Origin of the sequence: Streptosporangium sp. NPDC023615 (assembly GCF_040640155.1) — a bacterium.
Classification (GTDB): domain Bacteria; phylum Actinomycetota; class Actinomycetes; order Streptosporangiales; family Streptosporangiaceae; genus Streptosporangium.
Genome location: NZ_JBFABE010000016.1, coordinates 1 through 14,728 on the forward strand (window position 1 = coordinate 1; position 14,728 = coordinate 14,728).

General features: G+C 71.6%; 11 protein-coding genes. 5 read left to right on the forward strand and 6 right to left on the reverse strand.

Annotation, left to right across the window (positions count from 1 at the left end; all coding sequences use genetic code 11):
* The 4 genes from AB0G16_RS14745 to AB0G16_RS14760 form a co-directional block, all read right to left on the reverse strand.
* Positions 1-1,300: NADH-ubiquinone oxidoreductase-F iron-sulfur binding region domain-containing protein (locus AB0G16_RS14745; protein WP_362804278.1), on the reverse strand; the 1,300-nt coding region annotated here is incomplete at its 3' end.
* A gap of 49 nt (positions 1,301-1,349) precedes the next feature.
* Positions 1,350-2,069, reverse strand: coding sequence for a hypothetical protein (locus AB0G16_RS14750; RefSeq protein ID WP_362804281.1), 720 nt, complete (start codon positions 2,067-2,069; stop codon positions 1,350-1,352).
* A 245-nt stretch (positions 2,070-2,314) separates the two neighbouring features.
* Positions 2,315-3,838 carry a DUF1996 domain-containing protein gene (locus AB0G16_RS14755; protein WP_362804558.1) on the reverse strand — a complete coding sequence of 508 codons (1,524 nt, stop codon included), beginning with the start codon at positions 3,836-3,838 and terminating at the stop codon, positions 2,315-2,317.
* A gap of 5 nt (positions 3,839-3,843) precedes the next feature.
* Positions 3,844-4,521: a DUF4142 domain-containing protein gene (locus tag AB0G16_RS14760; protein WP_362804284.1), complete on the reverse strand. Its 678-nt coding sequence runs from the start codon at positions 4,519-4,521 to the stop codon at positions 3,844-3,846.
* Positions 4,522-4,913: 392 nt separating this feature from the next.
* On the opposite strand from AB0G16_RS14760, the gene AB0G16_RS14765 reads away from it, so the two are divergent.
* From AB0G16_RS14765 to AB0G16_RS14775, 3 genes are all read left to right on the forward strand, one after another.
* The gene (locus AB0G16_RS14765) at positions 4,914-5,402 is read left to right on the forward strand and encodes a sigma-70 family RNA polymerase sigma factor (RefSeq protein WP_362804561.1); all 489 of its coding nucleotides are present in this window, start codon (positions 4,914-4,916) and stop codon (positions 5,400-5,402) included.
* A complete protein-coding gene (locus tag AB0G16_RS14770) occupies positions 5,402-5,608 on the forward strand; it encodes a zf-HC2 domain-containing protein (protein ID WP_362804287.1) in 207 nt (68 codons plus the stop codon). Before AB0G16_RS14765 ends, AB0G16_RS14770 begins: the two co-directional genes overlap by 1 nt.
* 554 nt (positions 5,609-6,162) lie before the next feature.
* Entirely contained in the window at positions 6,163-11,148 is a 4,986-nt protein-coding gene (locus tag AB0G16_RS14775) for an NAD-glutamate dehydrogenase (RefSeq protein WP_362804290.1), read from the forward strand.
* Positions 11,149-11,209: 61 nt separating this feature from the next.
* Here AB0G16_RS14775 and AB0G16_RS14780 read toward each other — a convergent pair whose 3' ends face one another.
* Complete coding sequence (locus AB0G16_RS14780; protein WP_362804293.1) at positions 11,210-12,313, reverse strand: hypothetical protein; 1,104 nt, start codon at positions 12,311-12,313, stop codon at positions 11,210-11,212.
* Positions 12,314-12,420: 107 nt separating this feature from the next.
* Here AB0G16_RS14780 and prfB point away from each other — a divergent pair, with 107 nt between their 5' ends.
* On the forward strand, positions 12,421-13,542 hold the full coding sequence (gene prfB, locus AB0G16_RS14785) for a peptide chain release factor 2 (RefSeq protein WP_362804296.1): 1,122 nt from the start codon (positions 12,421-12,423) through the stop codon (positions 13,540-13,542).
* Between the two features lie 44 nt (positions 13,543-13,586).
* Here prfB and AB0G16_RS14790 read toward each other — a convergent pair whose 3' ends face one another.
* Complete coding sequence (locus AB0G16_RS14790; RefSeq protein ID WP_362804299.1) at positions 13,587-13,775, reverse strand: hypothetical protein; 189 nt, start codon at positions 13,773-13,775, stop codon at positions 13,587-13,589.
* 236 nt (positions 13,776-14,011) lie between these two features.
* Between AB0G16_RS14790 and ftsE the strand changes: the two genes are divergently transcribed.
* Complete coding sequence (gene ftsE, locus AB0G16_RS14795) at positions 14,012-14,701, forward strand: cell division ATP-binding protein FtsE (protein ID WP_012888192.1); 690 nt, start codon at positions 14,012-14,014, stop codon at positions 14,699-14,701.
* Positions 14,702-14,728: the final 27 nt, after the last annotated feature.

Genomic DNA, 14,728 nt, shown 5'->3' on the forward strand with positions numbered 1-14,728 from the left:
GCAGCAGGTGCTCCTCGATGTCGTCGGGGAAGGCGTCCAGGGCCGAGAGCACGAACCGGGACGTCCCGTCGGGGTGGAAGCAGGCTCCCCGGCCCCTGACCCCGGCCGCCCTGATCCGCAGCTCGTCCAGGGCCGGGGCCGACCCGGCCATGACCTCGGCCAGGGACCGCGCGACGTCCGGCAGGCCCAGGCGGCACGGCCCGCACTGGCCCGACGACTGCGCGGCCAGGTACCGGGCGACCCTGAGCGTCTCGCCGAGCGGGCAGGTCTCCCCGCCGAGCGGCACGATGATCCCGGCGCCGAGCTGGCCGCCCGCCTCGGAGATGCCCTGGCGGGAGACGGTCGCCACGGCCGCGGCGTCCGCGGACAACCACGCGCCGTGGTACCCGCCGACCAGCACGCCGTCACCGGCGGTGGCCTTGCAGGCGTCCAGCACGGCGTACAGCGGGGTGCCGGTCGCGACCTCGACGACGGCCGGCGCCTTGGCCGACCCTCCCACGGTGAGCAGGACCGTCCCGGGCTCGCGCGCGGTGCCGACGTCGGCGTACCGCTCCGCGCCCAGCGTGGCCAGGACCGCGAGCTGGGCGTAGGTCTCGGCGTTGGACAGCAGCGTGGGCAGGCCGTTGACGCCGCTCTCCACGGCCCTGACCTTGCGGCCCGGAGGCTCCCCGATCTGACCGTTCACCGACCGCACCAGGGCGCCGCCCTCGCCGGAGATGAACCGCTCGACGATGCCCGCGACCCGGACCTGGTCGCCGATGCCGCGCTCCTCGACCGCGGCGGAGACCGACGCGTGGCCCATGCCGCCCTCGACGGTGGCGATCACCACCTGCTTGGCGCCGATCGCGTTCGCCGCGAGCAGGGCGCCCTCGATGACCAGGTGGGGGGTCCGGGTGAGCAGCATGGTGTCCTTGCTGCTCGCCGGCTCGCCCTCGGCCGCGTTGACCAGGACGATCTTGTCGGCCTTCCTGCCCATCACCGCGCGGAGCTTGCGGGCGAAGGGGAACGCCGCCCCGCCCCGGCCGCGCATGTCCACCTCGTCGGCCAGTGAGGCCAGTTCCTCGCCGTTCATCACCGGCGCGGTGCCGTGCATGTCGCGATGGGCCGCCAGGTCCATCCTGCGGCGGTCCTCCAGTCCCGCCGTCAGGCGGGCGGGCCCGAGCTGCCGGACGGGGGGGACGCGGTAGGGGATCATCGACGGCGTCCCGGTCGCGGCCGCCGGGGCGGGCGCGGCCGGCGCGATCAGCGGGATCGCGGCGGTCGTCGTGTTCTTCTTGGTCCTCGTGGTCAACGTGATCATCGAACACCTCCGGGGGGAAGACGCTGGGGTCCGGCCATGGGGGAGGTCGTCACCCGACGCCGCCGATGCGGCGAAGTTCCGGTGGGTCCTCGCGCACCTGGCGCGGGATACGGCCGACGATGCTCGTGGGCGGGGTCAGCTCCGCGACGGCGGGCCGCTCGACGGCGACCTCCTCGCGTACCGGGACCTCCCTGGGCTGCAGCTCGGAGATCACCCGGATCAGCAGGGCCGCCCCCACCGCGACCAGGCAGATCACGTAGCTCCAGGTCACCCACTCGGCGGGACGGCGGCCCGCGGTGAGGCCGTGCAGCACCGACAGCGGCCACGCCAGGTAGGCCGAGCCGTGCAGCAGGCGCCACATCCAGGGCCTGCGGTTGTCGGCGAACCTGGCCCGGGCGACGCCGGTGAGGAAGACCAGGATCATCAGGTCGGAGGCGAGGGCGCCGAAGCCGACGTAGAGGCCCTGGCCGCTCACCCCCAGCGGGAGCACCGCGGCCGCGGGGGAGACCCTGCTTTCGATGATCTTCATGATGACGTGCACGGCCAGGAAGCCCATGCCGAGCACGGCGGCGGCCCGGTGGGCGAGCTGGGAGCGGATCCTGCCCACGACGGGCAGCACGATCCGGTCGGCGGACAACAGGCCGAGCGCCACGGTCGTGGTGAGCGACACCAGGGCGATCACGCCCGCGAAGAACGAGAAGACCCCACGGACCGCGGCGGCGACCTCCATGCCGGGCGCGGTCCGCCCGAGCATGAGGAGGCCGACCACGGAGACCGTGATCGCGACACCGAGACCGATCCTGGAAGGCCTCTCGTCGAGGCGTATCCCGGCCTCCGACCGTGTGTGTCGCGGAGTCCGTCTGTTACCCACCTGGGGCTCCTGTCTGCGAAGCGGCTCGACGCCGTGTGCGTGCGAGGGTGAAGGACTCTGGTACGGCGAGATGCCGCTCCCCGGTCCTCGCGGGGGTGTGGAAGAGGCGCGAGGACGGGGAGCGGCGGTTTCCGGCGGGGTCGTCAGCAGCGACGGCCCCGGTTGATGCAGTCGACGGCGAACCTCATGAGCCGCTCGGGCATCACGTTCGCGAAGTCGGCGTGGTCGGTGACGGGGTTGTGGCGCTGCTCGGGGAAGGCGTCCAGCGCGAAGGACGGGGTACGCGGCGTGGAGTAGACGAGGGTCATCCGCAACTGCGGGATCGCCCGGGTGCCGGACGGGCAGGCGCCGCCGGCGTCGGGGAAGAGCACGTGCGTGCGGTGGTTGGCGCTGTCGTTGTTCCGGCCGTCCCAGCAACTGGGAAAGTCCAGGATCCGCACGAGCCGGCTGCCCCGGGGGCAGAGGGGGTACTTGGTGGTGATCCGGTTGGTGAAGCCGGTGCAGCTCCACTTGGCCAGGGCGTTCGCGCCGCCGTTCGTGGCGGCCTTGGCGTCACCGGTGAGGATCCTGATGAAGCGCGGCATGGCCGTCACCCTGGAGACCGGGTTGCCGCGGAACTGCAGGCTCACCTGGCGGGCCCGCAGGATGGTGCCCACGTTGCCGTCGGGGTCGTCGACGTTGGCGTCGGAGGTGCGGTCGCGCAGGACCGGCCAGAAGTACGTCGAGCGGTCCCCGAAGGCGCACGTCGTGCCCGCGGCCGCGAGCGACTGGTCGGTGCTGAACGCGTCGGTCGACAGGTTGCCGACGTAGTCGTGGATGTGGTGGGCGCCGTTGCTGACCCCGGGGGCCACGATGAAGTTGTCGGGGTTGCGGTGGTTGTTGCCGTTCGTTCCGCACCGGGAGGTGAAGACGCCGCGCGAGCCGCCACGCCGCGTCCGGGGCTCCTGGACGTTGCGCTGGACCTGCCGGATGTCGATGAAGTCCTCGGGGAACGGCCCGAGGTCGGCGCACTCCTCCTCGTCCCCGTCCGCCGGGGGCGTGGTCTCACCGGGGGCGGGGCTCTCGCTCGGGGCCGGGGTCTCGGCGGGCGGCGCGTCGGTGGGGGCCTGGGTGGGCCGGCGGCGGGCGGTGTCCTGGTTCTGACGCTGCTGCTGCTCCTGGTCGCCCTGCTGGTCGCCCTGCTGCTGGTCCTGCTGGTCCTGCTGGTCCTGCGGGTCGTCCTGTCCGGGGGCGGCCGGCTCGGTGGGGGAGGCCGGGATGAGCACCCCGGCCGGGGGCGGCGCGTCGGCCGCCCCGTCCTGGTCCTGCCGGTCCTGCTGGTCCTGGGCCGGCGGGTTCTCGGCCGGCGCGTCCTGCGCGGGGGGCGCCTGCTGGTCGCCCTGTCCGCCCTGGTCGCCCTGTCCGCCCTGTCCGCCCTGGTCGCCTTGCTGGTCCTGAGGGGGCCGGTCCTGCCGCTGCCCCTGCCGGTCCTGCTGCTGGTCCTGCTGCTGGTCCTGGGGCGGCGCGTCCTGCTGGTCCTGCTGCCTCTGCTGCCGGTTCTGAGCCTGCTCGGCCGGATCGCAGTGGTCGCCGTAGGCGGGGGTCGTGCTCGCCACCGTGAACGTGACGGTGGTGAGGGTACTGGCGGCGAGCGCCAGCGCGGACAGGGAGACGAGCGAGCGTTTCATGCGTTTCAAGCGTGTTCTCTCCTCACAGGTGTGTCGAGAGCGGCCGCGGGGGGCGGCGGCGGAGAGGGCGCCGGAGGCTCGGGCAGGGCCGAGTAGTCGACCAGTCCTGTGCTCTCCAGGATGGTCATGTGCTTCATGACCACCTCCACGGCCCGCTGGGCGAACGTCCGGACCAGGTCGTTGCGGGTGCCGGCGCGTACCGCGGCGACCACCGTGAAGACCTTTCCGTGGGCCTTGCGCAGCAGATCGGCGAAGAGCCGGTCGTACTCCGCGCCGGCGGGGACGGCCGCGAGCTGCGCCATCCACTTCTGCTGGTCGGGGCTGGCCTGGCTGGGCAGCGTCACGTTCAGCTTGGCGGCGAGGGCGCGGACCTCCTCGTCGAGCTTGAGGTGGTCGGTCATCAGGTGCATGCCGACCTCCTTGACCCGTTTGCTCGCGGCCCGCTGCTGGGCCTGCTGGCCGCTGGGGATCTCCCAGAGCCCCGCCTGCCTGACCTTGATCAGCAGATCGCGGTCGGCCGGACCCAGTGGACCCTGCGGGGTCTGGGTCCAGCCCTCGCCCGCCAGGGAGGGGGAGCCGCCGGGCGGCGTGATCAGGACGACCGCCACCGCGGCGACCGCGATGAAGACCCCGAACAGCAGGGGCTCGCCGTTCTTGAAGCGACGGAACAGCGATCCGAACATGACCCGGCCTCCGCTCTCAGAGAATGGCCGTCACCGGAGCCGCCGGGACCGTCCCGGCGCCCGGCGGGGTGGCCGACGTGCCGGCCGACGTGCCGGCCGGTGTGCCGCCCCGCCCGGACCGGGCGGGACGCGCAAGGAGGAGGACGGGTCCGACCGGCCACGGGATGTGCCGCTCCGCCATGCCGTTTCCTTTCCCCGAGGCCCGCGGCGCGGGCGCACTCGGTGGGAGGTACGCGGCGCTCGCCGGGGTGGTTCAGAGGAAGTGTGAGATGGCTAGAAATGACTGGAGTTGTGAAAGTTACAGACGTGACGCATAACGAAGGTGTAAAGATGTGCCCGTGCGTCGTCAACTCGACAGTCGTTTCGAGAGCACGGACACCGATGTCGTCCTGGTGGAGGACCTGTACCGGGAGTTCGGTGTCCCACTGCTCAGGCATGTGCGCAAGGCCACAGGTAACGACCTGCAATGGGCGGAGGACGTCGTCCAGGAGACGCTCGTCCGCGCCTGGCGTAACGCAGGGAGGTTACAACGAGAGCCCGGCCTGTTGTGGGCCTGGCTCCTCACCGTCGCCCGCCGTATCGTCATCGACGGTCGTCGCAGGCGAGGGACCAGACCACAGGAGGTCGAACCGGCCGACGCCAACGCCGTGCCCGTCCCCGACGGGTCCGATCGGGCGCTCGAGGCGATGATCGTCGCCGAGGCGCTCCGCGAATTGTCACCGGAACACCGCGAAGTCATCGAGCAGACGTACCTGCGGGACCGTACGATTAACGAAGCGGCGGAGATCCTCGGGATCCCGCCGGGTACGGTCAAGTCTCGGCTCTACTACGGGATCCGAGCTCTCCGCAAGGTCCTGAAGGAGAGAGGTGTCGCGAGCTGATGTTGCCCTCCCCGCACCATGACGTGGCGGCCTACGCCCTCGGTGTACTCGACGAAGAGGACCACGAGGCGTTCGAACGACACCTCATGGAGTGTGAGGAGTGCCAGGTCGAGCTCCGGGAACTGAGCGAGGTTCCCGGCCCGCTCGACGCTCTGCGACGGGACCGCTCCAACACCCTGGACGAGGACCGGACGTCGTCGCGTTGACGTTTCGCCGGTTTTCAGGTGGTATCAGGGACGGTGGTGTGTTCCGGTCAACGAGGACCGTGACAAAAGGCCACTGGAGGTGCCGTGCCACGGGCCATGCCCGACGGGCGGGGCGCGAGCCGCGAGGCCCGTTCCGCCGGGCGACAGGCCTCGGGCGAGCCCGGACTCGCCCGGCTGCGCCACGACCTCTCCGAACCGACCCTGTGGGATGATCGCCGTACCGCCGTCTCGCGGGAGGAACCGGCCGTCTCCGACCGGAAGACCCGCCGTTCTCCGCCGGCAGCGGCCCTCGGCCGTGTTTCCCACGACGAACCGCGGCGGCCGGCCGCGGATCCGCCCGTCCACCACGGGACGGTCACCCCGCACCGGGCGTTCCGCGCCCCGGTGCCCGCGGGACCACGGGCGCCGGGCGGACCCGGCGCACGGTCCGGTACGGGCGTCGCGACCCGTCCGAGGCGCGCGACCGCATCACCTTCTCCGCGATGGGCACGATAAGTCCGGACATGGATTTCCGCCCGAACATGCAAAATCCCTCACAAAGGAGTGAGAGCGACATGCCGCTCGACGAGGCCAAGGACGAGCTGCTGAGGAGTGCCGCCGAGATGTGCGCGCGCGCCCCGGGCAGCGACCACGCCAGCGTGGAGGAGGTGCTCGCCTTCCTGCGGCGCTACTACCGGCATGTCGCCCCCGAAGACCTGCTCGGCCGGGAGGCCGCCGAGGTGTACGGGCCGGCGATGGCCCAGCGGCGGCTCGCCGGGAGGCGCCCCCAGGGCCGTGCCCTGGTCCGCGCCTACACGCCCGCGCCCGCCGCCCCCCCGGCCCCCGCCGCCCCTTCGGCGTCCGCCGCCCCCCCGGCCCCCGCCGCCCCTTCGGCGTCCGCCGAGCCCTCGGCGCCCGCCGCCCTCCCGGCGCTCACCGAGCACGGCCGGGACGCCGCCTTCTCCGTCGTGGAGATCGTCACCGACGACATGCCCTTCCTCGTCGACTCGGTGACGATGGAGCTCGACCGCCACGGCATCGCCGTCCACCTGGTCGTCCACCCGCAGATGCGGGTGCGCAGGGACATGACCGGCACGCTGCTCGACGGCGACCGGCAGGACGTCACCGGGCAGGTGCTCGCCGAGTCCTGGATGCGCCTGGAGATCGACCGGCAGTCCGACCCCGAGGTCCTCGCGCGGATCGAGAACGACCTGCAGCGCGTCCTGGAGGACGTGCGCAACGCCGTCGAGGACTTCGTCAAGATGCGCGCCATCGCGCTGCGCACCGCCGAGGACGTCGAGACCCTCCCGCCGCCCCTGGACCCCTCGGGCGTCGAGGACAGCGTGGAGCTGATGCGCTGGCTGGCCGACGGGCACTTCACCTTCCTGGGCTACCGCGAGTACCGCCTGGAGGAGAGCGACCAGGGCGACAGGCTGCACGCCCTGCCCGGGACCGGGCTGGGCATCCTGCGCCACGACAGCACCGACTCGGGCAGCTTCGCCGCGCTCCCGCCGGAACTGCGCGCCAAGGCCCGCGAGAAACAGCAGATGCTGATCATCACCAAGGCCAACACCCGCGCCACCGTCCACCGCCCGGCCTACCTCGACTACGTCGGCGTGAAGCTCTTCGACGCCTCCGGCGAGGTCGTCGGCGAGCGGCGCTTCCTCGGCCTGTTCACCCACGTGGCCTACAACGAGTCCATCTCGCGGGTGCCGGTGCTGCGGCGCAAGCTGGCCGAGGTGCTCGAACTCGCCGGGCTGGACGCCGACAGCCACGACGGCAAGGACCTCATCGAGATCCTGGAGACCTTCCCCCGCGACGAGCTCTTCCAGACCTCCGTGGAGCAGCTCCTGCCGATCGCGCTGGGCGTCCTGCGGCTCCGCGAGCGCAAGCAGGTCAAGCTCTTCCTGCGCCCGGACGACTACGGCCGCTACATCTCCTGCCTGGTCTACCTGCCGCGTGACCGCTACACCACCAAGATCCGCCTCAGGATGCAGGAGATCCTGCTCGGGGCGCTGGGCGGCACCTCCTTCGACTACAGCGCCATGATCGGCGAGTCCGCCCTGGCCAGGCTGCACGTGGTGGTGCGCGGCGAGCGCGGCAGGCCGTTGGCGCTCGACGGGGTGAACGTCGAGGAGCTGGAGACGCGGCTGGCCGAGGCCACCAGGACCTGGGAGGACGAGCTGGCCGCGGCCATCGCCGAGCTCTGCCCCGAGCAGGACGTGCCCGCGCTCGCCCGCCGCTACGCCGTGGCGTTCCCCGAGGGCTACAAGGCCGACTTCCCGGCCCGGACGGCCGTCACCGACCTGCGCCGCCTGGAGGAGCTGGCCGCCTCCGGCGACGAGATCGGGATGAACCTCTACGAGCCCTACGACGCCGCCGAGGGGGAGCGCCGCTTCAAGGTCTACCGCCTGGGCGCGCCCGTCTCCCTCTCGCACGTGCTGCCGCTGCTCCAGCGGATGGGCGTGGAGGTGGTCGACGAGCGGCCGTACGCGATCGACCGGGACAACGACCCGGCGACCAAGGACGCCTGGATCTACGACTTCGGCCTGCGCTACACGCCCTCGCCCGAGGTGGACAGGGACGAGTTCAAGCGGCTCTTCCAGGACGCGTTCGGCGCCCTGTGGTCCGGGCGGGTGGAGAGCGACGGGTTCAACGCCCTCGTCCTGTGCGCCGGGCTGACCTGGGAGCAGGCCGAGATCCTGCGGGTCTACGCCAGGTACCTGCGCCAGGCCGGCACCGCGTTCAGCCAGGAGTACATCGAGCGGGTGCTGAACGGCAACGTGCGGCTGTCCCGCCTGCTGGTCCGGCTGTTCGACGCCAGGCTCAACCCCCGCCGCCCGGCCGAGGTCCGCGAGGACCTGGCCGAGGCGCTGCGCGAGGAGATCCTCTCCGCCCTGGACGACGTGGCCTCCCTGGACGAGGACCGGATCCTGCGGACCTACCTGGAGATGATCGGGGCCACGCTGCGGACCAACTACTTCCAGACGGCCGACGGCACCCGCAAGCCGTACGTCAGCCTGAAGTTCGACTCCCCGTCGATCAGCGCGCTGCCGCTGCCCCGGCCGAGGTTCGAGGTGTTCGTCTACTCGCCCCGCGTCGAGGGCGTGCACCTTCGCTTCGGCAAGGTGGCCCGCGGCGGGCTGCGCTGGTCGGACCGCATGGAGGACTTCCGCACCGAGGTGCTCGGGCTGGTGAAGGCGCAGATGGTGAAGAACACCGTCATCGTCCCCACCGGCTCCAAGGGCGGCTTCGTCGTGAAGAACCCGCCCCGGTCGGGATCACGCGAGGACCTGCTGGTCGAGGGCGTCGCCTGCTACCGGATGTTCATCTGCGGCCTGCTCGACCTCACCGACAACCTCGTCGACGGTGAGGTGGTCCCGCCCGCCGACGTGGTCAGGCACGACGAGGACGACACCTACCTGGTGGTCGCCGCCGACAAGGGCACCGCGACGTTCTCCGACATCGCCAACGGCGTGGCCAAGGAGTACGGCTTCTGGCTCGGCGACGCCTTCGCCTCGGGCGGATCGATCGGCTACGACCACAAGGCCATGGGCATCACCGCCCGGGGCGCCTGGGAGTCGGTCAAGTACCACTTCCGCACGATCGGCGTGGACGTGCAGACCACCGACTTCACGGTGGCCGGGATCGGCGACATGTCCGGCGACGTGTTCGGCAACGGCATGCTGCTGTCGGAGCACATCCGGCTGGTCGCCGCCTTCGACCACCGGCACGTCTTCGTCGACCCCGACCCCGACGCCGCCCGCGGCCACGCCGAGCGCGCCCGGCTGTTCGCGCTGCCGCGCAGCTCCTGGGCGGACTACGACGCCTCGCTCATCTCCGCCGGAGGCGGCGTCTGGCCCCGTACGGCCAAGTCGATCCCGATCTCCGCGCAGATGCGCGCCGCGCTCGGCATCGACGGCGAGGTGGCGTCGCTGTCCCCGGCCGACCTGATCAGCGCGATCCTGCGGGCCCCGGTCGACCTGCTGTGGAACGGCGGCATCGGCACCTACGTGCGGGCCTCCACCGAGTCCAACGCCGACGTCGGCGACAAGGCCAACGACGGCCTGCGGGTCACCGCCGACGAGCTGCGCTGCAAGGTGATCGGCGAGGGCGGCAACCTGGGCTTCACCCAGCTCGCCCGGATCGAGTTCGCGCGGGGCGGCGGGCTGGTCAACACCGACTTCATCGACAACTCCGCCGGGGTGGACACCTCCGACCACGAGGTCAACATCAAGATCCTGCTGGACCGGGTGGTCCGCGACGGCGAGCTCACCGACTCCGAGCGCAACCAGCTCTTCCTCGACATGACCGGCGACGTGGCCCGGCTGGTCCTGCGCGACAACTACGACCAGAACGTGGTGCTGGCCGCCGCGCGCGCCCAGGCCCCCGAGATGCTGCACATCCACGCCCGCCAGCTCCGCCGGATGGAACGGGCCGGGCTGCTCAACCGGGAGCTGGAGGCCCTGCCGTCGGACAAGATGCTCGCCGAGCGGCGTCAGGCCCGGCTGGGCCTGACCGCGCCGGAGTTCTCGGTGCTGCTCGCCTACACCAAGCTGGTCACCGACGCCGAGCTCCTGGCCTCCGACCTGCCCGACGACCCCTACCTGGCCTCCTGGCTGGTCTCCTACTTCCCCTCGGCGCTGCACGAGCGGGTCCGCACCTACATGGACGCCCACCCGCTGCGCAGGGAGATCATCACCACCGGCGTGGTGAACGACCTGGTCAACTCCAGCGGGACGACGTTCATGTTCCGCCTGGGCGAGGAGAGCGGGGCGTCCAGCCCGGACATCGCCCGCGCCTACCTGGTCACCCGCGAGGTCTTCGACATGCCCAGCCTCTGGCGCAGGATCGAGGAGCTGGACAACAGGGTCGACACCTCCACCCAGATCGCGATGGAGCTGGAGGCCCGCAAGCTCGTCGAGCGCGGCACCCGCTGGCTGCTGGGCAACCGGCGCCCGCCGCTGGACCTGGCCTCCACCGTCGGCTTCTTCGCCAAGGGCATGAACGGCCTGCTGCCGCACCTGCCCAAGCTGCTGACCGGGTCGGACCTGTCGGCCTTCGAGGAGCGGCGCGACGGCTTCGTCGCCCGGGGCGTCCCCACCGACCTGGCCGAGCGGGTCGCCGCGATGGTGCCGGCCTACTCCACGTTCGACCTGGTCGAGGTGGCCTCACGGACCGGCAGGCCGGTGCACGACGTCGCCGAGGTCTACTTCGACCTCGCCGACCGGCTCCAGCTCGCCCGGCTGCGCGAGCGCGTGGTCGCGCTGCCCAGGGACAGCCGGTGGAACTCGATGGCGCGCGCCGCGCTGCGCGACGACCTCTACGCCGCGCACGCGGCGCTCACCCACGACGTCGTGACGCACAGCACGCCGGGCCTGTCGCCGGAGGAGCGCCTGGCGCGCTGGACCGAGGCCAACTCGGCGGCGGTCGCGCGGGCCAGGCAGACCCTGTCGGAGATCTGGGAGAGCGACACCTTCGACCTGGCGACCCTGTCGGTGGCGCTGCGCGCGATCCGCACCCTGGTGGCCACCATCAACCTCCCGCACGCCGGGGCCTGACCGCGGGGCCTGACCGCCGGTGCCCGGCCCGCTGGACCCCCGTCACGGGGGTCCGGCGGGGTCAGTTGACGATGACCTTGGTGAGGCCGCCGAGGTGGCCGATGACCCTGGCCGAGCGGCCGCTGCTCCTGGTCGGGACCGTGGTCACGTACTGCTGCGTCTCCACCAGGCGCAGCTCCTTGGTGACGAAGCTCTCCGTGGTCATCCCCCGGAGCTCCTCGGGGATCTCGGTGGCCGACCCGCACGGCACGACCTTGATGCTCCGGGTGGTGGTCCTGATCAGGGAGTAGGCGATCAGCGCGCCGCCGTCGGCGGTACGCAGCGCGTGGACCGGATACCCGCTCGCCGCGAAGATCGAGTCATAGCCCAGGCACCGGTCCTTCTCCTCCTCGCGCAACCTGGTGATCTCGTCGGCGAAACCGGTGGTGTGCGGGCCCTCCTCGATCAGTCCCGCCGCGAACCCGCGCGCGCCCTCCTCGGCGGAGGTCGCGTGCAGCGGGGCCATCAGCCGGGGGCTGATCACGATCGTGGCGTCCTGCTGGTCCAGCGCGGTCGCGTACCCCTCGGCGTCCCGGGCCACCTCCGGCGCGGGGGTGCCCGCGTCGAGCAGCGAGGTCGAGCTGAGCCGCCAGTCGTCCCCCTCGGGACGCGTCAGCGTCAGCACGGCCGTGCGGGCCTCGCCGGAGGCGTCGGTGCGCTCCACCAGCGCGGCGAACCACGCAGGGCCGCCCTGCTCGCGCGGCACCAGCAGCCGCGGCGTGCCCCAGGTGTACCGGGGCAGCGTCTCCGGCGTCTCCGGCGTCTCCGGCGTCTTGGGTGTCTTCGGTGTCTTCGGCGCGCCGCTGAGGGCGGCCAGGGTGAGCGCCTCCTGCCCGTCGCGGGTCTGCGCCAGGAGCAGCCTGCGCTCGGCGTCCAGGCGGGGCGTGGCCGCCCCGAGCACCCCGTCGGCGCCCAGGACGCCCGCCAGCGCCCTCGACGCCTCGGCGAGCGTCACCGGCGGGGCGGGGCGGGGCGTGGCCGTGGCCGTGGCCGTCGGCGTGACCGCTCCGGCCGCCCGGCTCGGCTCGGGCCGGGCGTCAGGGGCGTCGCCGGAACACGCGGCGCCCGCGGCGAGGGCCAGCGCCGCCGCGAGGGCGAGCACGCCTCGCCGCCCGTGTCCGCCCACGTTCACCTCCCAGCGTCCGCCGCCGCTCCCCGATGCGGGCCATGCTAGCCATGACGGGGGGCGGGCCGTACACGATGGGGGCCGGAGGTCGCGTACCCTTTACAGACGTGGCACTCATCGATCCGGCAGAACAGATCAACGAGCTTACCGGGACGCTGAAAAGCATCCAGGACGTGCTCGACCTCGGCGCGATGCGCAAGCAGATCGAGGAGCTGGAGGACCAGGCCGCCGCCCCCGACCTGTGGAACGACCAGGACCGCGCGCAGAAGGTCACCAGCAGGCTCTCCTACCTCCAGGGCGAGGTCAACAGGATCGAGTCGCTGGGGCAGCGCCTGGACGACATCTCCGTCCTGTACGAGCTGGCCGCCTCCGAGGACGACGAGGACACCCTCGCCGAGGCCGAGCGCGAGCTGGCCTCCCTCAGGAGCGACGTCGGCGCCCTTGAGGTCCGCACCCTGCTGTCGGGGGAGTACGACGCCCGTGAGGCGGTCGTCACGATCCAGTCACAGGCGGGCGGCGTGGACGCGGCCGACTGGGCCCAGATGCTCCAGCGGATGTACCTGCGCTGGGCCGAGCGCAGGGGCTACCCGACGGACGTCTACGAGACCTCCTACGCCGAGGAGGCCGGGATCAAGTCGACGACCTTCACGGTCAAGGCGCCCTACGCCTACGGCACCCTCCGCGGCGAGCACGGCACCCACCGCCTGGTGCGCATCAGCCCGTTCGACAACCAGGGCCGCCGTCAGACGTCGTTCGCGGGCGTGGACGTGGTGCCGGTCGTCGAGACGACCGACCACATCGACATCAACGAGGACGACCTGCGCGTCGACGTCTACCGCTCCTCCGGCCCCGGCGGCCAGGGCGTCAACACGACCGACTCCGCGGTCCGGCTGACCCACCTGCCCACCGGGATCGTGGTCTCCTGCCAGAACGAGCGCTCCCAGCTGCAGAACAAGGCGACCGCGATGGCCGTCCTGCAGGCCAAGCTGCTGGAGCGCAAGCGGCAGGAGGAGACCGCGGCGCTGAACGAGATCCGGGGCGAGTCGACCACCTCGTGGGGCACCCAGATCCGCAACTACGTGCTGCACCCGTACCAGATCGTCAAGGACCTGCGGACGGGCGCCGAGGCGGGCAACCCGAGCGCCGTCCTCGACGGCGACCTGGACTCCTTCATCGAGGCGGAGATCCGCTGGACGCGCCGCCAGGAGTCGGGCGTCGACGACGCCTGACGGGCGGGCGGACGTCCGGGCTCGGAGGAGCCCGGACGGACCGGTCAGGCGCCGGAGAGGTGCTTCAGGGCCAGGGTGAGGAAGAGCGCGATCAGCAGCAGCGAGAAGATCGCCGGGGTCAGGCCGCCGAAGGCGTTCTGGTGCATCCGCTCGCGGTACGCGCGGCAACGGGGGCATCTGCCCTCGGCCACCGGGTGAGCGCACCCCGCGCAGACCAGGTCTTCACAGCTCATGCCGTCCTCCCTCGTCGAGGTCAGAACTACTTTATGCGGTCGTTACCGGGCGCCGAATCGTTTTGTTTCCGTTATGGACGTTCCATGCCAGTCTTCCCCCTAGACTGGGCACCGGCCAACCGGAGCGTCGGTCCGGAGAGAAGACCGGCGGCCCTCGGGCCGGAGAGAGGTGGAAGTGGCCCTCTGCCACTCCCGCGACCGTCCTAACCCCTAGACTGGCATGCCGTGATGCGCCCGTGATCCATTTTGATAATGTCACCAAGGTCTACGCGAACCAGAACCGGCCCGCGTTGGACCACGTCAGCGTCGATGTCGACAAGGGCGAGTTCGTGTTCCTCGTCGGCCCCTCGGGGTCCGGGAAGTCGACCTTCCTCCGACTGGTCCTGAAGGAGGAGCGCCCCAACTCGGGCGCGATCCACGTGGCCGGCAAGGACCTCGCCCGACTTTCCAACTTCAAGATCCCTCATCTGCGCCGCCGGATCGGCTGTGTCTTCCAGGACTTCCGGCTGCTCCCCAACAAGAACGTGTACGAGAACGTCGCGTTCGCTCTGGAGGTCATCGGCAAACCCCGCCGTTTCATCCGTAAGGTGGTCCCGGAGGTCGTCGAGCTGGTCGGCCTCGAGGGCAAGGCACACCGGATGCCCGACGAGCTGTCCGGCGGCGAGCAGCAGCGGGTCGCGATGGCCCGCGCGTTCGTCAACCGGCCGATGATCCTGCTGGCCGACGAGCCGACCGGGAACATCGACCCCGCGACGAGCATCGGCATCATGAAGGTGCTCGACCGGATCAACCGGACCGGCACCACGGTCGTCATGGCCACGCACGACGCGGCCATCGTCGACTCCATGCGCAAGCGGGTCGTGGAGCTGGAGGACGGCAAGATCGTCCGTGACCAGTCGCGGGGCGTGTACGGCCAGGCGTACTGACACCAGACCGGAAAGAGCGACAGGAAG

Bases quoted from the DNA above. Each gene is read 5' to 3' on its own strand.
- AB0G16_RS14760 (WP_362804284.1), bottom strand. From the start codon at position 4,521: ATGTTCGGATCGCTGTTCCGTCGCTTCAAGAACGGCGAGCCCCTGCTG.
- AB0G16_RS14770 (WP_362804287.1), top strand. From the start codon at position 5,402: ATGTTGCCCTCCCCGCACCATGACGTGGCGGCCTACGCCCTCGGTGTA.
- AB0G16_RS14775 (WP_362804290.1), top strand. From the start codon at position 6,163: ATGCCGCTCGACGAGGCCAAGGACGAGCTGCTGAGGAGTGCCGCCGAG.
- AB0G16_RS14790 (WP_362804299.1), bottom strand. From the start codon at position 13,775: ATGAGCTGTGAAGACCTGGTCTGCGCGGGGTGCGCTCACCCGGTGGCC.
- AB0G16_RS14755 (WP_362804558.1), bottom strand. From the start codon at position 3,838: ATGAAACGCTCGCTCGTCTCCCTGTCCGCGCTGGCGCTCGCCGCCAGT.